A 20,901-nucleotide genomic window follows, 5' to 3' on the forward strand; every position below is an offset into this window, starting at 1 on the left:
ATGACAAAACAAGCTATCTTATTTTTATTACTTGCTTTATGTATTTCATGCGATAAAAACAATGAAGAAAATAACACGCTGATTTTTCAAAAATTATTAGTCAACTTTAAAGAGAATCCATCAACTGTTGAAAGTAAACAGCCATTATTTTCATGGATAGTTGAAGCTGATGGTTATAATAAATCACAATCATCGTATCATATTCTGGTAGCAACCTCTGAAGATAAATTAAATGAGAATGATGCCGATGTATGGAATTCTAAAAAGGTAGAAAGTGACCAATCAACCTTTGTAAAATATCAAGGGGAAGATCTTCAAGCCTTGCATAATTACTTCTGGAAAGTAAAGATTTCAGATAATGAAGGCGTTGCTTCTAATTGGTCCCAAATCCAGAAATTTGAAATGGGAATATTGAATAAAACTAATTGGGGAGATTCTAAATGGATTACTTTAAATAAGGATACTAGAACATCGACGCATCGTTTCAGAGATTACAAAACAGGACGGATGAAAGAACCACTAGCTGTTGATGGTTTTGCGGCAAGTTACTTTAGAAATGAAATTGATATAACTAAGAAAATTAAAAATGCTCAAGCCTATATCTGTGGATTGGGATATTATGAATTTTATTTAAATGGTGAAAAAGTAGGCGATCATGTGTTAGACCCAGCACCATCAAATTATGATAAACAGGCGTATTACGTAAATTATGATATTACCGAAGAACTAAAAACAGGAAAGAATGCAATCGGAATTATTTTAGGTAATGGGTTTTACGGACAAAATATTTCTTGGAAACGCGATCCAGAATCAGACAAAGATTTAGCTTATGGTCCACCTACGGTTAAACTATTAGTGAAGTTAATCTATGAAGACGACTCTGAAGCTGATTTTTATACTGATGAAACCTGGAAAGAAGCGACAGGTCCCATTGTGTTCAATAATATTTATGGAGGTGATACTTACGATGCCAATTTCGAATTAGGTGATTGGTCTAGCGTAGGTTATGATGATAGCTCTTGGGGAAATACAATGGTAACATCCCCAAAATTAAAAACCATAAGTGCACAACAAATACCACCAATAAAAAAACTAAAGGAACTAGAACCAAAAAAGGTTTTTAAAGGTGCTGATGGTGATTGGATTGTAGATTTTGGGCAAAACATTGCAGGTTGGGTGAAAATCAATGTGCAAGAAAAGAAAAACCAGTTGATTGAAATCGTTACTACGGAAGCTTTGTTAACCAATGGAGAAGATATTTTTAAAGGTTCTACAGGTGGTGGTGCTAATGGAATGCCACAGATTTACAAATACATCTGTAAAGGAGATGGCATAGAATCTTGGGAACCAAAATTCAGTTACCACGGATTTAGATATGCAAAAATTAAAGGTGTTTCTAGAAAACCAAATGTAGATATGATTAAGGCAGTATTAGTAGCTACTGATGTAGAAGAAACAGGAAGTTTTACATCATCTGATGCCTTATTCAACAAAATGCATACGATCAGTAAATGGACGATAGTAGATAATTTACACGGGATTCCAGAAGACTGTCCGCATCGCGAAAAATGCGGTTGGTTAGGTGATGCGCACGCTTTTTGTGAATATGCTTTATATAATTATGACATGTACGATTTCTATAAAAAGTATATGGAAGATATCCGTACACAAATGCGAGCGACTAAAGGGCATAATAATCCAGAAACTAATTTTCAAGTACCTACGATGATCGCACCTGGAAAACGAACGTCCACTTATGCTAAAATAGACTGGGGCGTGGCAACCATGTATTTACCATGGTATAATTATTTACATTATGGTGATGATGCGATTGTTAAAGAGTACTATAGCGATATGAAAAACTTAACTGATTTTTACTTGAATTTCAAAGATGACAATGGGATTATGCAAGATGGTATGGGTGACTGGTGCCCACCACTTTGGGATAGAAGAAAAAACCCGAGTGCTATGGAATGCGATCCTATCATTTCTGCTAACGCCTATTTCTATGATGTTTTAGGAATTATGGAACGTTTTGCAAGAATGAATAATGATGGAGTTTATGAAGTAAAAATGAAACAGGAGAAAGAGGCTTTGAAAAAGGCGTTTAACAAGGAGTTTTTAGTTAATATTCCTAATACAAATCACCAGTGGTATCAAAGTCAGACAGCTACTGTCCAAGCTTTACAATTTAATATGGTGCCAGAAGATAAAATTGAAACGGTTGTCAATGGTTTGGTTCACGATATTATTGAAGTAAAAGGTGTGCATCATTCCACCGGAATCCATGGTAACAGATATATCTATACCGTTTTATCCAAATACGGAAAGGCAGATTTAGCTTATCAAATACTAACCACACCAGATTTTCCTAGTCAGACTTATGTGATGAACTCAGGTTTCACAACTTGGCCAGAACGCCAGTTTATATGGGAAGATATGGAAGGTCCAACCAATTCATTAAATCATCCGATGCATAGTGGATTTGCAGCTTATTTTTATGAATCTTTAGGAGGTATTACCACTTCGGAGTCTCAGCCCGGATATAAAATGTTTACTGTTAATCCCGAATTTCCAAGTGAAATAAGCAGTACAACAGTTTCTGTTCCTACACCGTATGGTGCGATAAAAAATGATTGGAAAGTTAACAATGGTCTTTTAACTATGAACCTTTATGTTCCATTTAACACCAAAGCAAAAGTTGATTTAACAGATTCAGAATTTGAATCATTAAAAATAAATGAAGAATCGCTTAAAAATTTTAAAAAGCAAAATACAATGGAAATTATATATGGAGCTGTGATTTTGGGTTCAGGGAAATATGAAATTGAATACCTTAAACAAATTAATGATTAGGTTTCTAGTAGTATTTAATAAATAAAAAAAGGTTGGATTATCCCCAACCTTTTTTTATTTGCACTTTCTCATAAATTAGTTTACCTCATCTTTTGTATAGCTAGTATTAGCCCATCTAAACTGAGCTCTACCACCTTTAACACGGTAGGCACCATATCTAATACCTGATTCTATTCCTCTTTCTGGTTCAGGGATATTCCAGTTAAATTCCTCACCGCCAATTTTTGCATCTGCATAGTGCAATGTTTGACCAGGATTGTTAGGGTCATCTCTAAACCCAACTTCTAACTCAATGTCTATCTGTTCGTTTTTTAATACATTTTTAAGAAAAACTTCAGTTCTTCCAGCAGAACCTGAACCTCCTCTAAAATTGATTTGCTCTCGCCATATATCGAAAGATACTTGTACTTGGTTTCCATTACCGTCGTCACCATATACAGGATGTGCTCTATATAAACAGATCGCAGGATCCGGCGACCCACCACCACCTGTGTGTTTGCCTTTAGCCTGCATAAAGTAGCTCCCAGAACTACTAAAAGTTCCCGTGTCTCCAACTTCTAAAATTCTTAAAACTCCTCTAAATCTAGCATAACTTCCAGCACCAGTAGCTTGTGACCTGCTCAAGGAACGTTCTATCCTAGGCTGTAATGTGTTTGGTGCGTCCATATGATTGGAACCATCTGTAATATTATAGATACCCCAAAACTTCCCGAGTATAGAACTTTCAGAATAGTTGGCATAGCAACTTCTGTCGTCAATATCACCGATGTTTCTTGGGTTAGGTATATCAGTGTCTCTAGTGGGGTTAGTACCTTGGTTAGTACAATCAACTACAGGTCCTGTGTCTTCATCAGTCTGAGCTACTGGGTCTGGATCAGGAATAACTTGTTCTTCCTCGATCATTGCATCTTCTGAAGAACATGCTGAGAGACTTATAAAAGCAATCATTAAAATTACTCTAGTAGTATTATATTTTAATTTTCTCATAATTTTTACTTTTTATCAAATATAATCGCTGTACTAATATGATCTATCCTGAACAATACTGATTGGTTATACTGATATTGTGATTTTATACTTTGAATGCTTATCACCTGTGGTAAGTCAGTACCATATAGTGCAGGGTAATAATGAAATTGACATCATTTATATTGCTTTGGATTTATAATACTTATTCAATGAAACCTTTTTTACTAACTGTATTGTTGTTTTGCATTTTTATAGGATCATCAGCTCAAATTAAACATGGTTTAAGAGATGACGTAGGACGCCATATCATTCCTAGAGGTTTTGTAGTTAATACAAACGATCATAAAGGCGAAGTTTTTTTTAATAATGATGACTATGCCAGAATGGTCAGAATGGGTGCTAATATGCAAGTAATCCGCTTAGAATTAGGTAAACTAAGTTACTTTCCGGGAGGTCAACTAGAACTAGATTATCTTAAAAAATTAGACACGCTTGTTGATCTTGGTAGAGTTCATGGGATTAAAACCGTTTTTAAAATGACGGTTTATGGTGTGGATGAGTTTATTTGGGAAGAATTTTGGCTCAATAAAAAAGGAGAATACAATACGTATATCGATGCATGGAAGGTAATTTGGAATCGATTTTCAGATAACGATGCTGTTTTTGGATACGATGTAGTTAATGAACCCAGAAAATTAACGATGGATATTTCGTATGAGGACTTAACTAACAAATATCTTATTCCGTTGTATCAAAACATTATTGACGAAAGTCAAAAAATTAATGCTGAAAAAATGATTTTGTTTCAATCTATCTTTATGAATAAAGGTGAGAAAATAGACAACAATCAGTATTCAGAAATAAAAACACCGATAAATAGGAAAAACATCATTTTTGCACCGCACATATATCAAAACGATATTGACTTCATAAAGCGCAATATGAATCGGTTTGATAAAGAATCTGACATGTTGAAGGTACCTATTTTAATAGGTGAATGGGGCTTTCCAACATTTGCAAGAACAGATACATTGATCGATGGTAAATTAGGACAATTAAAATATCGTGAGTTGTACATTAGAACCGCTGAGGTTTTTGATCGTATGGGTGTAGGTTCCATTAAAGCTTGGTTTCTTGGGAATAGATCGATGCAGAATTTTTTACCTGGTGGTCCATCAACATGGGCTATTTTTAGTGATAGCACTGATGCTGCTACTGTGGAGCGCAAATACATCACTGACGTAATATCTAGACCATTTCCGCAAGCGATGGCTGGAGACATACAATCTTTTTTCTTTAATCATGCAACAAGAACACTCGACTTTAAAATAAAGACAGATAACAGTAAAGGCGCATCTAAAATCTTTATTGGAGCCAATAGGCACTATCCTGATGGGTTTTCAATACTTATAGATTCAGATATTGTGATGTTTTATAATCCGCTAAAAAATGTAGGATTGGAAACTTACAAATCGCCAAGTAATTTTGATCCCTCTAATTACATTTGGGATTCCAACACTCAAAAATTAATAATTCTTACATGGCCAACAGATCAAGCTTTTTTAAATATTAAAATTGTTCCAGGATTACGAAATTTTGACTAATAAACTAAAAAGAGAAAAATGAAGAAATTATTGCTAGCCATATGCGTTGTAATCTCATGTTACGGCTGTAAATCAGAGTCGGGTAATCAGCAAGGGATAAGTGAGAAAGATAAGGAAATCGCTGAAAAAGTAGAGAGCCTTATCAACAAAATGACATTAGATGAAAAGATCGCTGAAATGACTCAAGATGCTCCAGCTAATGATCGCTTAGGTATTCCGTATATGAAGTATGCTGAGGCATTACACGGTATGTGGCTTGTACTGGATTACTATGGTAATACAACAGTTTATCCACAGGCTATTGCTGCTGGATCTACTTGGGAACCTGAACTCGTTAAAAAAATGGCTTCCCAAACAGCAATAGAGGCTCGTGCTTTAGGTGTTACGCATTGTTATTCTCCTAATTTAGATGTGATTTCTGGAGATCCAAGGTATGGTAGAGTAGAAGAATCTTATGGAGAAGATCCTTATTTAGTATCTAGAATGGGCGTTGCTTTTATAGAAGGTTTACAAGGAATAGGTGATGAGCGATTTGATGAGAATCATGTTATTGCAACGGCTAAGCATTTTATAGGCTATCCAGAGAACCGTCGTGGAATCAATGGTGGTTTTAGTGATATGTCAGAGCGTCGTTTACGTGAAGTTTATTTACCACCTTTTGAAGCGGCTATAAAAGAAGCAAAGGTAGGTTCTATTATGCCTGGACATCAAGATTATAACGGAATTCCAAATCATATGAACACCTGGTTACTAAACGATGTTTTACGAGATGAGCTAGATTTTGACGGTTTTATTATTTCTGATAATAATGATATTGCTCGATTAGGAACCATGCATTTCATTGCCGAAACTAGAACTGAGTCAGCTATTTTAGGCTTAAAAGCAGGTGTCGATATGGACTTAGTCATCGGTAAAAATGAGAAGTTAGCAGCATATAATTCCAAAGTGTTGAAGGATACAGTTACTCAGAATCCTAATTTATTAAAGTACATTGATAAAGCAGCATCTCGTATTCTAACTGCAAAATATAAATTAGGTTTATTTGATGAAGAGTCGAAAGAAATTGATACTAAAACGGTTTATACCAGTACAGAGGAACATCAAGAATTCTCTTATGAAATGGCAAAGAAAGCCATGATCTTATTAAAAAATGATAATAATCTTCTACCGTTAGATATCAATAATATTAAATCACTAGCGGTCATAGGTCCTAACGCACATGAGGAACAGCCTAAAAAAGGAACTTATTCTTTACTAGGTGGTTATTCAGGATTACCACCATATTATACTTCTGTATTAGAAGGATTAACGAGTAAAACAGAAGGCAAGGTAAAAATAAATTATGCTCAAGGTTGTGACCTCTTAAGTGATTCTAAAGAAGGGTTTTCAGAAGCTATAACAGCTGCAAAAAAATCAGATGCTGTCGTGCTGGTTGTAGGAGGTTCTCGTAAGACAGGTGGAGAAGGTGTGGACCGTTCAGATCTGGATTTATACGGTGTTCAAAATGAATTAGTTGAAGCGATTCATAAAACGGGAAAACCCGTAATTGTGGTGTTAATAAATGGCCGTCCGTTGACGATTAATTATATCGCAGAGAATATCCCATCTGTATTAGAAACCTGGTATTTAGGTATGCGTTCTGGTGATGCAATTGCAGATGCTATTTTTGGAGATACTAATCCAGGAGGCAAACTTACCGTTTCATTTCCTCGTGATGTGGGGCAGGTTCCTGTGACTTATCTAGAGCGTCCAGATTTTATAGGTTCAGGAAAAGGACTTTATAAAGATGCAGATAAATCACCATTATTTCCATTTGGTTTTGGTATGAGCTATACCACCTTTGCATACAGCACGCCCAAGCTCGAGAATACAACCATTAACGTAGATGGCTCTACTACAGTTTCTATAGATGTTACAAATACTGGAGAAAGAGAAGGAGATGAAGTGGTACAAATGTATGTGAGAGACGATTATGCTTCTGTAGGACGATATCTTAAAATGTTAAAAGGTTTTGAACGTGTTACCTTAAAACCTGGTGAAAAAAGAACGATCACTTTTGACCTAGGATTTGATGAACTGAATATTTTAAATCAGGAGATGAAAAAAGTTGTAGAACCTGGTACGTTTACCATTTTAGTCGGAGCATCGTCTATAGATGAGGATTTAAAGAAAGTGACGCTTAAAGTTGATTGAAAATAGAAATGTTATGGATTCTTTATTTTTCTAAGATAAAGTAACAAATCAATTAGTACCTTAAAGTTATTTAGTTATCAGATTTGAAATAGCTCAATATTGAAATCTATAGACACAGGTACCATACATACGTTTACTGATATGATTTGAATAGTAGTTGTCAAATTGCTTTTTGATTTCAGGTTTGCCATGTCTGAAAATGATTTTACAAAGGTTTCTTACTTGAAGAATACGAGCAATAAATATGTTATCGATCAAACTGTTAATTGTGCAAATCGATGAAATCCTATTAACGCTTTCGCGAAAGCGTAATGAAACGACATGATTTTAATTAATCAAGATTTTGAATAGTGAAAACTAGTAGTCAAAGCAATTTTCATTAAGAACGCTTAATAGAAAAAATTGAAATTGAAATATTCATACTCAAAGCCTAAATAATTTATCCTAAATAAAATACAGGATAGAACAGGATAAGAATGAGCGTTTATCTTTTTAAAATTGTGTGAAACAAATCAATTATTTTAAACTAATTCTTATGAAAACATCTCTACTTAATACATTATGCTCATTAGGGCTTATATTTTTTGGACTGCACATGTCAAGTGCTCAATACTTAGGATTTCCCTTTGGTGGTACAGCGCCTGCTACTAGTACTGTCCCAGGCAACTCTATCATCATAGAATGTGAGAATTTTGATAGTTCTGATGCTGCTGGTACTGATGATGGTGCTAACTATAATGATAATTCTACAACGCCTCCATCTGGAGTAGTAGGAACTTATAACGATAAATCATCTGCAAATCTTGGGACTAGCGCTTATAGAGTGAATACAGAAGTAGATATAAGTGATTATACTGATGCTTCAACTGGTCTTCCTGTGACTGCAATAAGCAATGGTCAAGGACAGGAATATCAAATGTATACGGTACAAATTGCTCAAGATGGAAATTATACAATGAGCCTAAGATATGCTACTGGAGGTTCTGGGAAAAGACAGCAACTATTTTTAAGAAGTGTTACAGATTTATCTACGGTACATCGTTTTGATGATAGTGAGGACTTAATGCCTACTGGTAACTCTTTTACGTTTATGGATTTTACATCTCCAACACAAGGGACTACTGATCTAGTTGCAGGTACTTATGTTATTCAATCAAGAGTTGTTGTAAACGGACCTAATTTTGACTACATCACAATCACTACAAATTCTGTATTAAGCAATGATGAGTTTGATAATAATTCTATAACTTTCAATAACCCAGTGAAAGATATTTTTACTTTGAGTGGTTTAAACGGAGATGTTGAACAAGTTGTTATTTATGATTTAGTAGGAAAGCAAGTCTTAACTAAGGAAGTTGAACAAAATGATGCTGAATTTTCTATGGATTTAAGTACACTTAACAACGGTATGTATATTGTGAAATTACAAGGTGAAAATGTAAGTGATTTTAGCCAAAAAATAGTAAAGGAGTAATTTTAATTATCTTTTGATTTATTTAAAATCCGTCATTTTTAATAAAAAGGCGGATTTTTTTATATCTTAAATTTTGATCAGATGCAACGACTAGCATTTAAAATGAAAATTAAAGAAGGACAGAAGGAAGCTTATAAAAAGCGTCACGATGAACTATGGCCTGAACTCAAAAACCTCTTAAAAGCTAATGGCATCAGCGAGTATTCCATATTTTTTGATGATGAAACAAATACCTTGTTTGCATTTCAAAAAGTATCTGGAAGTGGTGGTTCTCAGGATTTATCTAATGACCCAATTGTCCAAAAGTGGTGGCGATTCATGGCTGATATTATGGAAGTAAATCCAGATTATTCGCCGATTTCCAAACCAATGGAGGAAGTATTCTTCATGGAATAAGGAAGGATTAAAAAATATAATACCATAAAAATATTTATATAGAATACAACTGTGTCGTATCACGATAAAAATAAGGACTATAGAATTATGAAAAACTTTATGCTTTGCTTACATCAGTTCTTTAAAACTTTTGCCGTTTTAATCATTTTGTGTGCTGCACCATTGCTATTTGGTCAGGTAGTACTGGATAGTGAGGTTAAAATCACAGACTTTGGTCTGCATTTTAATGGAGCAAAAGTCCCCAATTCATCGCCTGATAATGGTAGCACTACCACTTATGATTATGTTTTTGGAAATCGTATTTCTGCACATGGAGATTGCATTAAGACTTTTGGCGATTTTGTATTCATGACCTGGTATCATGGAGGTAAAACGAATAGACATGTCATATTAACGAGGTATAATAAAATTACAGGTTCTATGGTAACCATACAATTCCCTCACACACATACTGGTTTTCAGAATAAATGGTGGTTGGGTGAATCGCATAATACTATAGCTATAGGAATTAGTCCTATAGATGGCACCATACATTTGATCTATGACATGCACGCTTATAGTGCGACAAAACCTTCAAATGGAAGCTTAGCCAATGATTATTTTAGATATTCTTATTCTGTGCCTAATGTAGCAACAGTACCAGATGCCCAATTTACCTTAAGTCAATTTGTTCAAAATACGAGCGGTGGCTACAAGCATTTAAGATTAAATGGTAATGAAAGCCAAAGTGAATTTGACGGATTAACCTATCCGAAGTTTTTCCTTAATGATTCTGACGATTTGTTCATGTATATCCGCGAAGGAGGAAATAATAATGGGAAGTATAAGTTTACAAAATATGACGCAAGTACAGGTGTTTGGTCAAATTTCATAGATTTTAATGCGTTAAATGCGCAAAATCAACCAAACGTAAGTTATAATTGGGGACTTTATGGAAGTATGAAATATGTAGACGGTAAAATGCGTATTGGTTTTCAACGTCGATCTGGAAATAACAATGATAAATATCTCTATCAGAATGGCGTTTACTATGCTTACTCAGATGATCAAAGTGGTGCAATGAACTGGAAAAATCATCAAGGACAAAACTTTTCTCTTCCATTATACGATGCTGATTTTATAAAAGTGATGGAGCCAGGCGATTATGTGCAAACCACACAAGCAAATCAAGTTTATGTTGTACAAGGTTTTGACTGGACAGTAACAGATAATGGTGATGTACACATCATAAGCAGAGTAAGAGATGATGAATTTAATGTGACTAAAAACCTTCATACTTACAAACCTGCTGGTGCCACAAGTTTTACAACTTCTGAAAATTTTTCTGGAGCTGAAGCTATTTATACAGCAGGAAGTGATGTGTTTATAATAGGATTAAATGGAGGACGTGTTAGAATCCAGAAAACACTAGGTGGTACTAACAGTTTTACTACGGTGTATCAAGCAACGACTGGAAGAACTTTTAGCCATGGACAAGTATATATAAAAGATGGCAAATTGTATTACTATCTCATGGAAAACGCTACAGGAAGTGCTAGACCGTTATATCTTCAAATTATCGATTTGGATATTATTGTAGATCCATTTAGAGTGTCATTGACAGCTCCTTTTGATGGTGAGACTTTTGATATAGGACTAACGGTTCAGATTTCTGCAGATGCAGTTGATGATAATGGAAGTATTTCAAGAGTTGAGTTTATGGTTGATGGTTCGCTATTGGGCCAAGATACAACTGCTCCTTATTCTATAGATTGGACAGCAACTGTAGAAGCAGCTTATAATGTTCAGGCGGTTGCTTATAATATTTCTAATGCCACGGTATCTTCAAATCCGATAACCATTAACTGGCGTATCGATGATCCTAATGATCTCACTGGAGATATTTATCGCATAAAGAATTTTGTAACTGGTAAGTATTTACATTCTGTAGGTGCAGATGTAATAGAAAGTGATAACGCTAGTAATGTAGCTCCAGGAGACAAAGAATGGGAATTTGTTCAAGCAGGGAATTTCTACAATATTGAAAGTAAGAAGACGGACAGAGGTATCTTAAGAGCTGTCGGTAATCCACCTAATGATGTCATCAATACTGGATTTGGCGCGCCCAGAGAAGATTCTGATAAGCAGTTTACAGTGATTTATAATAGTACTGATAACACCTATCAATTTGAAACTAGAAATGGTGCAAACTATATATACCACAATGTAAATGGAGTAATTGAACACATTAATAATGCTGGTGATAGATCTAAATGGATCGTAGAATCGACTACATTGAGTACGCCAGAAGTTGATAATGAAATTAGTGATATTCGCGTTTTTCCTAACCCTGCAAAGGATGAGTTCACGATTCTCATGAAAGATGAGATCGGTGCACGTATTCAGATATATAATATGCTAGGAAAATTAGTTTATGACAAGACTATGAATTCAAATAGGATAGACATTTTAAATAAAGGTAGATTTAATTCTGGGATCTATTTAATTAGAGTTACTGATGAAAATCAAAGAGTTTTTCATTCAAAACTAGTTATCAACTAATTAATATAAGTTTAAATGTGAAAAGCCAGAGTGTGTCAAACTTCTAGCTTTTTATTTGCGCAGATTTCATCCGACTCTTCAAACACTATATCTAGACAGTACAGGATGGTTCTTTTTGCTAAAAATCGGATTTTTCAATAGTTTGGAAGTTATCAAATGAATCTAATTTAAATGTTCAAAAATTCAATTAGTAATTACGTAATACTGATTCTAAGTGTATTCATATTATTTAATGTGACTGCTTGTGTTCAACAAACTGTGCTACAAAAACCACAAGATTTAACCATTTCTGAAGGTTTTACAAACCCGGTAGGTTTTTATGATGCATCTCCTACATTTTCTTGGAAGTTACCAGTTTCCGAGAATAATAAAAGTCAGTCTGCATATCATATAGTTGTAGCATCTAGTGAAGATCTTCTGCCAAATAATCCTGATTTATGGGATTCTAAGATGCAAGAGTCAGATCAATCTACATGGATTAATTATGCAGGAGAAGAATTAGAATCACGCCAAAAAGTATACTGGCAGATAAAATATTGGAATCAAGATGGTGAAGCTTCAGATTGGAGTGCTATCAATCATTTTGAATTAGGATTATTACAAAATAGTGACTGGAAAGCTAAATGGGTTGGACTTGATACAGCGCAAGACAGTATTCGTGGGAATGAAGAGGTGTTGATTCACAAACCACAGTATTTACGTAAAGAATTTGAAATATCTGAAGATATCGTTGAAGCAAGATTGTACATCACAGCTAAAGGTGTTTTTGATGTATCTGTTAATGGTAAAAATGTAAGTGATGACGTAATGTCTCCTGGATTTACCACTTATGATAAAAGAATTGAGACGCTCACCTATGATGTGACAGATCTATTTAAGTCTGGTCAAAATGCAATAGGTGTTGAAATAGCCTCTGGTTGGTATTCAGGAAGATTACTATGGGGAACAACGCCATGGGATAATTCTATTTCACCAAAAGTCTTAGCGCAACTAGAAATAACACTTGAAGACGGAAGTAAGGAATACATTCTTTCAGATCAATCTTGGAAAGGAACCATTAATGGACCGCTACAGTTTGCCGAAATTTACGATGGAGAAATTTACGATGCTAATCTTGAAATGCCCGATTGGACCATTGCTGATTTTGATGATAAAGATTGGACTAATGTAGAGGTTTCAAATCTTGATAAGGATGTAGCACTAGAGCCTAAACGTCATACCACAGTTAAAAATAAAATAGTGTTAAGTCCAAAAGAGATTACCCAAAAGGACGGCGCGATCATTTTTGACTTAGAACAAAATATGGTAGGTGTACCTCTGGTAAAAGTACCCATGAAAAAAGGAGATACTCTTACTATTAGATTTGCTGAAATGCTGTCTCCAGATGGAACTTTTTATACTAAAAATTATAGAAGTGCACATTCAACAGACTATTACGTTGCTGCAAAAGATGGTGTCATAGAGTACATGCCAAAATTCACATTTCATGGGTTTAGATTTGTGGAATTAAGTGGTTTTGATACCTCAAAAACACCGAAAAATGATTGGGTAACCGGAATGGTTCAATATTCAGATTTTGAGGATAACGGTTCCTTTACATCATCGCATGATAAATTAAATCAATTACAAAGCAATATTGTTTGGGGTTTACGTGGTAACTTTTTAGATATCCCTACAGATTGTCCACAACGTAATGAACGCTTAGGATGGACAGGTGATGCGCAGGTATTTGGACCTACATCTATGTTTAATGCAGACGTTTATAAATTCTGGGCAAGCTGGTTACAAAGTGTGCGCGAAGCGCAATTAGAAGATGGAGCGATTCCATGGACAGTGCCAGATTCACGAGGTAATAAAATTGCGAGTTCTGGATGGGGCGATGTTGGAACCATCATTCCTTGGAAAATTTATATGCGCACAGGAGACGTTGGGTTTTTAGGAGATAATTTTGAGATGATGGAACAATGGGTAGCCTATCATCAGAAGAAATCAAAAAACCATATTTCAAATATGATGTCTTTTTCAGACTGGTTACAACCGTATCCTGAAAGTGGCAAGAATACCGGAGACACCTCTAGAAATTTAATTGGCACTGCATTTTTTGCACACTCGGTTAAATTAACTGCTCAAGCTGCAGCAGCTTTAGGTAAAACAGAAGAACAGGCTAAATACCAAGCGCTTTACAAAACAGTTGCTAGTGCATTTGATGAGCGATTTTTTGACGAAACAGGAAAAGTGAAAGGTGTCACAGAAACTCAAACCTCTTATTTATTAGCCTTAGCATTTGATTTATTACCAGAATCTAAGATTGAAAATGCGCAGGCAAATTTATTACGTAAACTAAAAGAGGCTGACTACCATTTACGAACGGGCTTTTTAGGAACACCATTGTTGTCACGCGTTTTAGATGATATGGGTGAAGTAGATATGGTGTATCAGTTACTGTTTAAAGAAACCTATCCTTCATGGTTTTATTCTATTAATCAAGGTGCTACTACGATCTGGGAACGATGGAATAGTTATAGTAAAACAGAAGGCTACAATCCTATGAGTATGAATAGTCTAAATCACTATGCTTATGGCGCTATAGGTGAATGGATGTATGAACGTATTGCGGGAATCGCGCCCTTAGAACCTGGATATAAAGTCATTAAAATCGCACCACAACCAAGGCAACCGCTCCATTCAGCTGCGGCGTCATTAAACACTCCTTTTGGTGCAGTATCTTCTTCATGGGAGATTGTAGATAATAGTTTTAATTTAGAAGTGGTTGTGCCACCTAATACATCTGCGATAGTTGTCATTCCAGCTAATACCCAAAAAGATCTGTTAGTAGATGGCACTATATTTACTAGCCATAATGATGTTAAACTGCTACAAAAGTCAAATGCCACATTTGAATTAGAAGTACAACCTGGAACTTATACTTTTCAGTCAAAACTAGATAATCAGAGATAATGAGAATTCTATATTTTTTATTGCTACTATCAGTTGTGCAATTAAATGCCCAAAAAGGACTATCAAATATGCCTTTAGTGAGTGATCAGGTAATTTTTCAAGAAAATAATGGTGCTGTTGCAGTCGAAGCAGAATATTTCTACAAGCAGAGCAAATCAGAGATCAGACAATGGTATGTCAAATCAAAAGAAGCCATTTCTTCTGATGATCTTAGTGCTTCTAAGCAAACTCATTTAAAAGCTAGTAACAACGCTTATATTGAAATACTTCCAGATACACGGATCACCCATTCTGATGCCTTTGTTAAAGGTGAAAATTTCTCTAATAAAGGTGGTGAATTAGGGATTCTACATTATAAAGTTAGAATTAATGAGCCAGGAAGATACTACGTTTGGGTACGTGCTTTTAGCACAGGAAGTGAAGATAACGGTATACACGTAGGTTTAAATGGAGAATGGCCAGCGCATGGTCAACGTATGCAATGGTGCAAAGGAAAGAATAAATGGACCTGGGAAAGCAAGCAACGCACTAAAAAAGAGCACTGTGGCGTACCTAAAGAAATCTATTTAGATATTGAAAAATCAGGCATCCACGATATACAGTTCAGTATGCGTGAAGATGGTTTTGAGTTTGATAAGTTCATTCTTACTAAAGACAGCAATTTCACACCAAAAAACGAAGGCTTAAAAGTCACGACGCTTTGGCCTATGAAATCGTATTACAAACAAATTGCGGCTTCTGTGATGGGTAATAAAACCTTGCCCATTGATGACTTTCCAATTAAAAATACAGGATTTTATAAACACGCTGGTGGTTACTGGCTAGGTATAAATCCTAACAAACATAAAGAAGCACAGACTACGACTCCTTTTACATTTAAAAATGGAACCTATGATTTAGTATTTGTAGCTGTTGGTGAAAATGATGGACAGTCAGAATTTACGATACGTATCAACGGTAAAAAACTAGGCACTTTCAAACCACCATTATCTAAAGATCTTTTTGAAGAAGGTGAGCATAACAATGCGCTTTGGGAAAATGTAAAACTTAAAAAGGGAGATAGAATTACAGTTCATGCTAGAATAGGTAGTGCAGATGGTAAAGAATGGGCAAGAGCGCGATGGTCAGGTATCATTTTTACACCAGCAGGTAAAGGTAAAGAGGTCATTAAAACGCCATTTGAAAGTAATATAGAAGTGGTTCAAAACATTGTTCCTGCCATTAATCCACCATCAGGTCGTATTGCTATCGTTGCAGATGGTAACTCACCAGATCCTGATGATTTAGGTGGGACCGCTGTTTCTATTGCTTTGTTAAGAGCTTCTGGTCTTGAGGAACGATTAGTCCATTACTCGCATAGTTGTGATTTAATAAGAAATCAAAGAATTTCTGAAAAGGCAGAAAAAGAACGCCATCACTTAATGCAAAGTGCTTGCGATGTCACCTCAAGACGATGGGAAGGATTTGAATCTCTTACGTTTCTAGATGCAAAATGGAATAAGGATGAAACTGTAAAAGATTTAGCAAAGGCTATTAACGCCTCTACGGCTACTGATCCATTGTGGATCATAGAAGCTGGAGAACCAGATATTATTGGATTTGCATTGCAAGCTTCATCAAAAGAAAAACATCAATTTGTAAAAGTGATTACTCATCATCCAGCAAATGATGACGCTGGTGACTTTTTTGAGTGGCAACAGATACTAGATTTTGGAGTAGAAGAAGTGCGTATTCCAGACCAGAATATTAAATTAAAAGTACCCATTGAAAAATGGAATTGGGCTAGAGATCATAAAGACTCAAGAATTCAACAAGTGTGGACCTTTGGTAAACTGGCTGAGGTTGATGATGTGGTTAAATTCCAAAAAGGAAAATGGGATTGTTCTGACGCTGGTATGATTTTATACTGGATCACTGGAGCAAATGTCAATAACGGACTGGAACAAGGAACGGTAAGTGATGTTAAAAGTATGTTGCTGGATTATATTTCGGCAAATGATTAAAAAAATATCGTAGACATTAATGCCTTGATTGTAATTATTTATGCCGCTTTCGCGAAAGCGTAATAAACACAACTTTGGAGTAAGAATCCATCTTTAAATTTTTAATTGTAGATGACCATAAAACAATGATAAATAGAAATATAATTATCGCATTTTGCCTTTTTTCAATAGTTAGTTGTAAAAACGACCCAAATAATGGCAATCAAGAAGTAAGTAGTAATGAAGGTTCAAAAAAGCCAAATATTATTTACATTCTTACAGATCAATGGCGAGGATCTGCATTAGGTTATGCAGGAAATCCAGATGTAAAAACGCCACATTTAGATGAGCTGGCACAGTCATCTGTAAATTTCACAAATGCCGTTTCAGTAACACCAGTTTGTACACCGCATAGAGCGGCATTACTTACCGGAAAGTTCCCGACTACAACAGGTATGTTTTTAAATGACCTCTATTTTCCTGAAGAAGAAGTCACCATGGCAGAGTTGTTTAAGGAACAAGATTATTCCACAGCTTATTGGGGAAAATGGCACCTAGATGGACACGGAAGAACAAATTTTATTCCTAAAGAACGACGTCAAGGTTTTGAATATTGGAAAGCTGTAGAGTGTTCTCATAACTATACAAAAATGCCTTATTACGATAATGATAATACAGCATTAAAACACTGGGAAGAGTATTCACCATTTGCCATAGTAAACGACGCAAATCAATATCTTACAGACCACGCAAATGATGAAAATCCATTTATAGCAGTCATTTCTATCGCCACGCCTCATTATCCTCATGGTAGTGCGCCTAAGAAATATAAAAACATGTATCCGCCAGAAACTTTGACTTTGAATCCTAATATTTCAGAAGAATTTAAAGAAAGAGCCCGCAAAGAATTGCAAGGTTATTATGCGCATGCAACGGCTACTGATGAGGCAATAGGTAGCTTATTATCTAAAATTGAAGAACTAGAATTAACAGAAAATACGATTGTTGTTTTTTCATCAGACCATGGTGAGATGATGGGAGCACATGGTGTAAAACCTTTTGTTAAACAACTCGCCTGGGATGAAGCGGCAAGAGTGCCGTTTTTAATACGTTATCCTGGTATAGGACAAAACAAAGGAAAAGTGGTAAATGCTCCATTAACTACTCCAGATATTCTACCATCATTATTAGGCCTAGCAAATATTGAAATTCCCGAAGATATAGAAGGAGAGAATCTATCAGAATTGATAAAAAATCCAGATCCTAATGTGGATAGAGCTGCGCTTATTATGAATGTTGCACCTTTTGGGTCAAATTTTAAGGACGCACCATATAGAGCTATCAGAACAAGACAATATACTTATGCGGTCACACCTGATGGTCCTACTATGTTTTATGATAACATAAGCGATCCATTACAACAAAATAACCTGCTCGGTAAGACAGAATTACAAGAAATTCAGAAAGATCTAGACCACAAATTACAGCAACAATTGCAACATATAGGAGATTCAGTAAGACCACGAGATTATTACATGAAGAAGTGGAATTATGTTTTTGATAAAAAACGGAATGCCATTGACTGGTGGAGCTGGAAAGAAGGAACCGGCACAGTACAATCACCTCAATAATTAAAATCAATTTTTTAAGATGAAAAAATTACTATTATTATTTTGTGTTATTCTTTGTTTTTCAAAGGCCTACTGTCAGACTGAGAAACCTAACGTGCTGATTTTTTACGTCGATGATTTAAGAGCAGAATTAGGTTGTTACGGCAGTGAAACAGCGATAACACCGCACATAGATGAGCTAGCCGCAGATGGTGTCATGTTTAATAAAGCTTATGTGCAACAGGCCATTTGCGCACCTTCTAGAATGAGTACCTTAACAGGTTTGCGTCCAGAAAATTTAGGAATTTACAGCATTTTCACACCACTGCGCAAAGTGCATAAAGAAGTGGTTTCAATGCCACAATTGTTTAAAGAAAATGGATACAAAACCGTGAGTATAGGAAAAGTATTCCATCATGGTAGAGACGATAAAGACCAATGGACCACGTACTTTGAAAAAGAACCAAATACGTATGCAAAAACAGAAAATATTCAATTACTGGAACGTTTAAAAGCTGAAGGCGTAAAACGAGTAAAAGGTCCTGCCTTTGAAGATGCAGATGTCGCAGATGAAGTCTATAAAGATGGTCGCGCAGCAAAATATGCTATAGAAACCCTACATAAGGTTAAAGAAGATAATTTCTTGATGATTGTAGGTTTTAGTAAACCACACCTACCTTTTAATGCACCTAAAAAGTATTGGGATCTATATGATAGAGATCAATTTCAGGTTCCATCTAGACAGAAACCAGATGGAGCTTATAGACTCGCATTACCTAAATGGGGCGAGTTAAAAGGCTATCATGGTATACCTAAAGAAGGAGATTTAGATGATGCGTTAACACTAGAGTTAATACATGGTTATCACGCCTCTATCAGCTACGTGGACGAACAGGTAGGTAAAGTCATGAAAACTTTAGAAGAATTGGATTTAAGAAAAAACACTATCGTTATTTTTATGAGTGATCACGGTTATAAAATCGGAGAATATGCGTCATGGTGTAAGCAATCTAACCTAGAAATAGATGTAAGAGTTCCGCTTATTGTTAGTAGAGAAACCAGCTATAAAAAAAGAGTTACTGGTAAAACCTCAGATGCGTTAATTGAGAATGTAGATATATTCCCAACCCTAGTAGAATATTGTGGTCTAGAAGGTCCAGTTTCTGATGGAAAAAGCATTCTTCCTGTAATTAATAAACCTCATAAAAAATGGGATAAAGCCGCTTATAGCGTTTATGCCAGAGGTAAAAAAATAATAGGTTGCACGGTCACAGACGGCAAGTGGAGATATACAGAATGGAGGAATTCAGCAACTAACGAGATCCTGCAGGCAGAGCTTTATGAGCATAAAAATAGCCTATTAGCTTACACAAATTTGTCTGGTGATCCCGCTTTCGCGAAAGCGGAAAAGAAAATGAAAAAACTGCTAGAAATACAATTCCCAAAAGACAAGATACTTCCTCAAAATGATGTGCATAGAAATTAATTAGCGCCTTGAGGTTTAAATTACATTTACCAGATCAGTTTTCAAAAGGTGTGTGAAATAATTTCAATGGGTTTTATAGAAGGGTAAATTATCATTCTCAGTAGAATATTCAATTTATCTATTCTGCTATTTAATTTATAATACATTTAATTTACAAACTAATTAATAAGAAATGAAGCAAAAGGTAGTTACTATAGGAGAAGTCTTGATGAGACTTACGGTTCCAGATTATAAAAGATTATTTCAAACAGTTAATTTTGATGTCACTTTTGGTGGTTCAGAGGCAAATGTTGGAGTTTCTTTAGCCCATTTTGGTTTGGATAGTACACATATAACGGCCTTACCAGATCATAATTTAGGAGAACGTGTAGAGCGTTTTTTAAAACTTAATGGCGTGAGCGATGAAGGCATCGTGCGCAAAGAAGGTCGTCTAGGTGTATACTATCTAGAAACAGGAGCGATGCAGCGTCCATCGCGTATTGTCTATGATCGATTTGATAGCACCTTTGTACATCTTAAAGAAGATGAGGTGAATTGGGAAGTCGTTTTTAAAGACGCATCATGGTTTCATTACAGCGGTATCACACCAGCAATATCTCAAAATGCTGCAGACATCACACTTAGAGCATTAAAAGAGGCTAAGAAAAGAGGTGTTACTACAAGTGGAGATATTAACTATAGGCGTAATTTATGGCAATATGGTAAACAACCACTAGATATTATGCCAGGATTAGTAGAGTTAACAGATGTGATAATAGGTGGAAGAGTGGATTTAGAAAACTGTCTAGGTATACAAGATGAAGACTGGCAAGCTAACTGTGATAAGGTGCTC

The 20,901-nt window shown here is 35.4% G+C and carries 12 protein-coding genes; 11 read left to right on the top strand and 1 reads right to left on the bottom strand.

The features are described 5' to 3' along the window. Positions 1 to 2,856, top strand: coding sequence for an alpha-L-rhamnosidase (locus IL45_RS01500; protein WP_036579703.1), 2,856 nt, complete (start codon positions 1 to 3; stop codon positions 2,854 to 2,856). A 75-nt stretch (positions 2,857 to 2,931) separates the two neighbouring features. On the opposite strand, the gene IL45_RS01505 is transcribed toward IL45_RS01500, so the two are convergent. Then, complete coding sequence (locus IL45_RS01505; RefSeq protein ID WP_036579443.1) at positions 2,932 to 3,843, bottom strand: hypothetical protein; 912 nt, start codon at positions 3,841 to 3,843, stop codon at positions 2,932 to 2,934. A 191-nt stretch (positions 3,844 to 4,034) separates the two neighbouring features. Here IL45_RS01505 and IL45_RS01510 point away from each other — a divergent pair, with 191 nt between their 5' ends. From IL45_RS01510 to IL45_RS01560, 10 genes are all read left to right on the top strand, one after another. Further along, complete coding sequence (locus IL45_RS01510) at positions 4,035 to 5,429, top strand: cellulase family glycosylhydrolase (RefSeq protein ID WP_036579446.1); 1,395 nt, start codon at positions 4,035 to 4,037, stop codon at positions 5,427 to 5,429. Between the two features lie 18 nt (positions 5,430 to 5,447). Continuing rightward, a complete protein-coding gene (locus IL45_RS01515) occupies positions 5,448 to 7,622 on the top strand; it encodes a beta-xylosidase (protein ID WP_036579450.1) in 2,175 nt (724 codons plus the stop codon). A 535-nt stretch (positions 7,623 to 8,157) separates the two neighbouring features. After that, a complete protein-coding gene (locus IL45_RS01520) occupies positions 8,158 to 9,096 on the top strand; it encodes a T9SS type A sorting domain-containing protein (protein WP_081866508.1) in 939 nt (312 codons plus the stop codon). A gap of 81 nt (positions 9,097 to 9,177) precedes the next feature. Next, complete coding sequence (gene rhaM, locus IL45_RS01525; RefSeq protein WP_036579456.1) at positions 9,178 to 9,492, top strand: L-rhamnose mutarotase; 315 nt, start codon at positions 9,178 to 9,180, stop codon at positions 9,490 to 9,492. Positions 9,493 to 9,579: 87 nt separating this feature from the next. Then, the gene (locus IL45_RS01530) at positions 9,580 to 12,033 is read left to right on the top strand and encodes a T9SS type A sorting domain-containing protein (RefSeq protein ID WP_081866509.1); all 2,454 of its coding nucleotides are present in this window, start codon (positions 9,580 to 9,582) and stop codon (positions 12,031 to 12,033) included. Positions 12,034 to 12,204: 171 nt separating this feature from the next. Then, positions 12,205 to 14,991: an alpha-L-rhamnosidase gene (locus IL45_RS01535; protein WP_036579458.1), complete on the top strand. Its 2,787-nt coding sequence runs from the start codon at positions 12,205 to 12,207 to the stop codon at positions 14,989 to 14,991. Next, positions 14,991 to 16,994: a hypothetical protein gene (locus IL45_RS15215; RefSeq protein ID WP_200875660.1), complete on the top strand. Its 2,004-nt coding sequence runs from the start codon at positions 14,991 to 14,993 to the stop codon at positions 16,992 to 16,994. The genes IL45_RS01535 and IL45_RS15215 overlap by 1 nt, the downstream gene beginning before the upstream one ends. A 125-nt stretch (positions 16,995 to 17,119) precedes the next feature. After that, positions 17,120 to 18,604 (top strand): sulfatase family protein, encoded by a 1,485-nt coding sequence (locus IL45_RS01550; RefSeq protein WP_051788604.1) that lies wholly within the window; start codon positions 17,120 to 17,122, stop codon positions 18,602 to 18,604. 19 nt (positions 18,605 to 18,623) lie between these two features. Continuing rightward, entirely contained in the window at positions 18,624 to 20,069 is a 1,446-nt protein-coding gene (locus IL45_RS01555) for a sulfatase (protein WP_051788605.1), read from the top strand. A gap of 172 nt (positions 20,070 to 20,241) precedes the next feature. After that, positions 20,242 to 20,901: sugar kinase (locus IL45_RS01560; RefSeq protein ID WP_051788616.1), on the top strand; the 660-nt coding region annotated here is incomplete at its 3' end.

Origin of the sequence: Nonlabens ulvanivorans, assembly GCF_000732625.1 — a bacterium.
Taxonomy (GTDB): Bacteria; Bacteroidota; Bacteroidia; order Flavobacteriales; family Flavobacteriaceae; genus Nonlabens; species Nonlabens ulvanivorans.

What these genes read in the sequence shown, in the direction of transcription:
- IL45_RS01555 (WP_051788605.1), top strand. Translation starts at nt 18,624, where the DNA reads ATGAAAAAATTACTATTATTATTTTGTGTTATTCTTTGTTTTTCAAAG.
- IL45_RS01510 (WP_036579446.1), top strand. Translation starts at nt 4,035, where the DNA reads ATGAAACCTTTTTTACTAACTGTATTGTTGTTTTGCATTTTTATAGGA.
- IL45_RS01520 (WP_081866508.1), top strand. Translation starts at nt 8,158, where the DNA reads ATGAAAACATCTCTACTTAATACATTATGCTCATTAGGGCTTATATTT.
- IL45_RS15215 (WP_200875660.1), top strand. Translation starts at nt 14,991, where the DNA reads ATGAGAATTCTATATTTTTTATTGCTACTATCAGTTGTGCAATTAAAT.
- IL45_RS01535 (WP_036579458.1), top strand. Translation starts at nt 12,205, where the DNA reads ATGTTCAAAAATTCAATTAGTAATTACGTAATACTGATTCTAAGTGTA.
- IL45_RS01500 (WP_036579703.1), top strand. Translation starts at nt 1, where the DNA reads ATGACAAAACAAGCTATCTTATTTTTATTACTTGCTTTATGTATTTCA.
- IL45_RS01530 (WP_081866509.1), top strand. Translation starts at nt 9,580, where the DNA reads ATGAAAAACTTTATGCTTTGCTTACATCAGTTCTTTAAAACTTTTGCC.
- rhaM (WP_036579456.1), top strand. Translation starts at nt 9,178, where the DNA reads ATGCAACGACTAGCATTTAAAATGAAAATTAAAGAAGGACAGAAGGAA.
- IL45_RS01550 (WP_051788604.1), top strand. Translation starts at nt 17,120, where the DNA reads ATGATAAATAGAAATATAATTATCGCATTTTGCCTTTTTTCAATAGTT.
- IL45_RS01515 (WP_036579450.1), top strand. Translation starts at nt 5,448, where the DNA reads ATGAAGAAATTATTGCTAGCCATATGCGTTGTAATCTCATGTTACGGC.
- IL45_RS01505 (WP_036579443.1), bottom strand. Translation starts at nt 3,843, where the DNA reads ATGAGAAAATTAAAATATAATACTACTAGAGTAATTTTAATGATTGCT.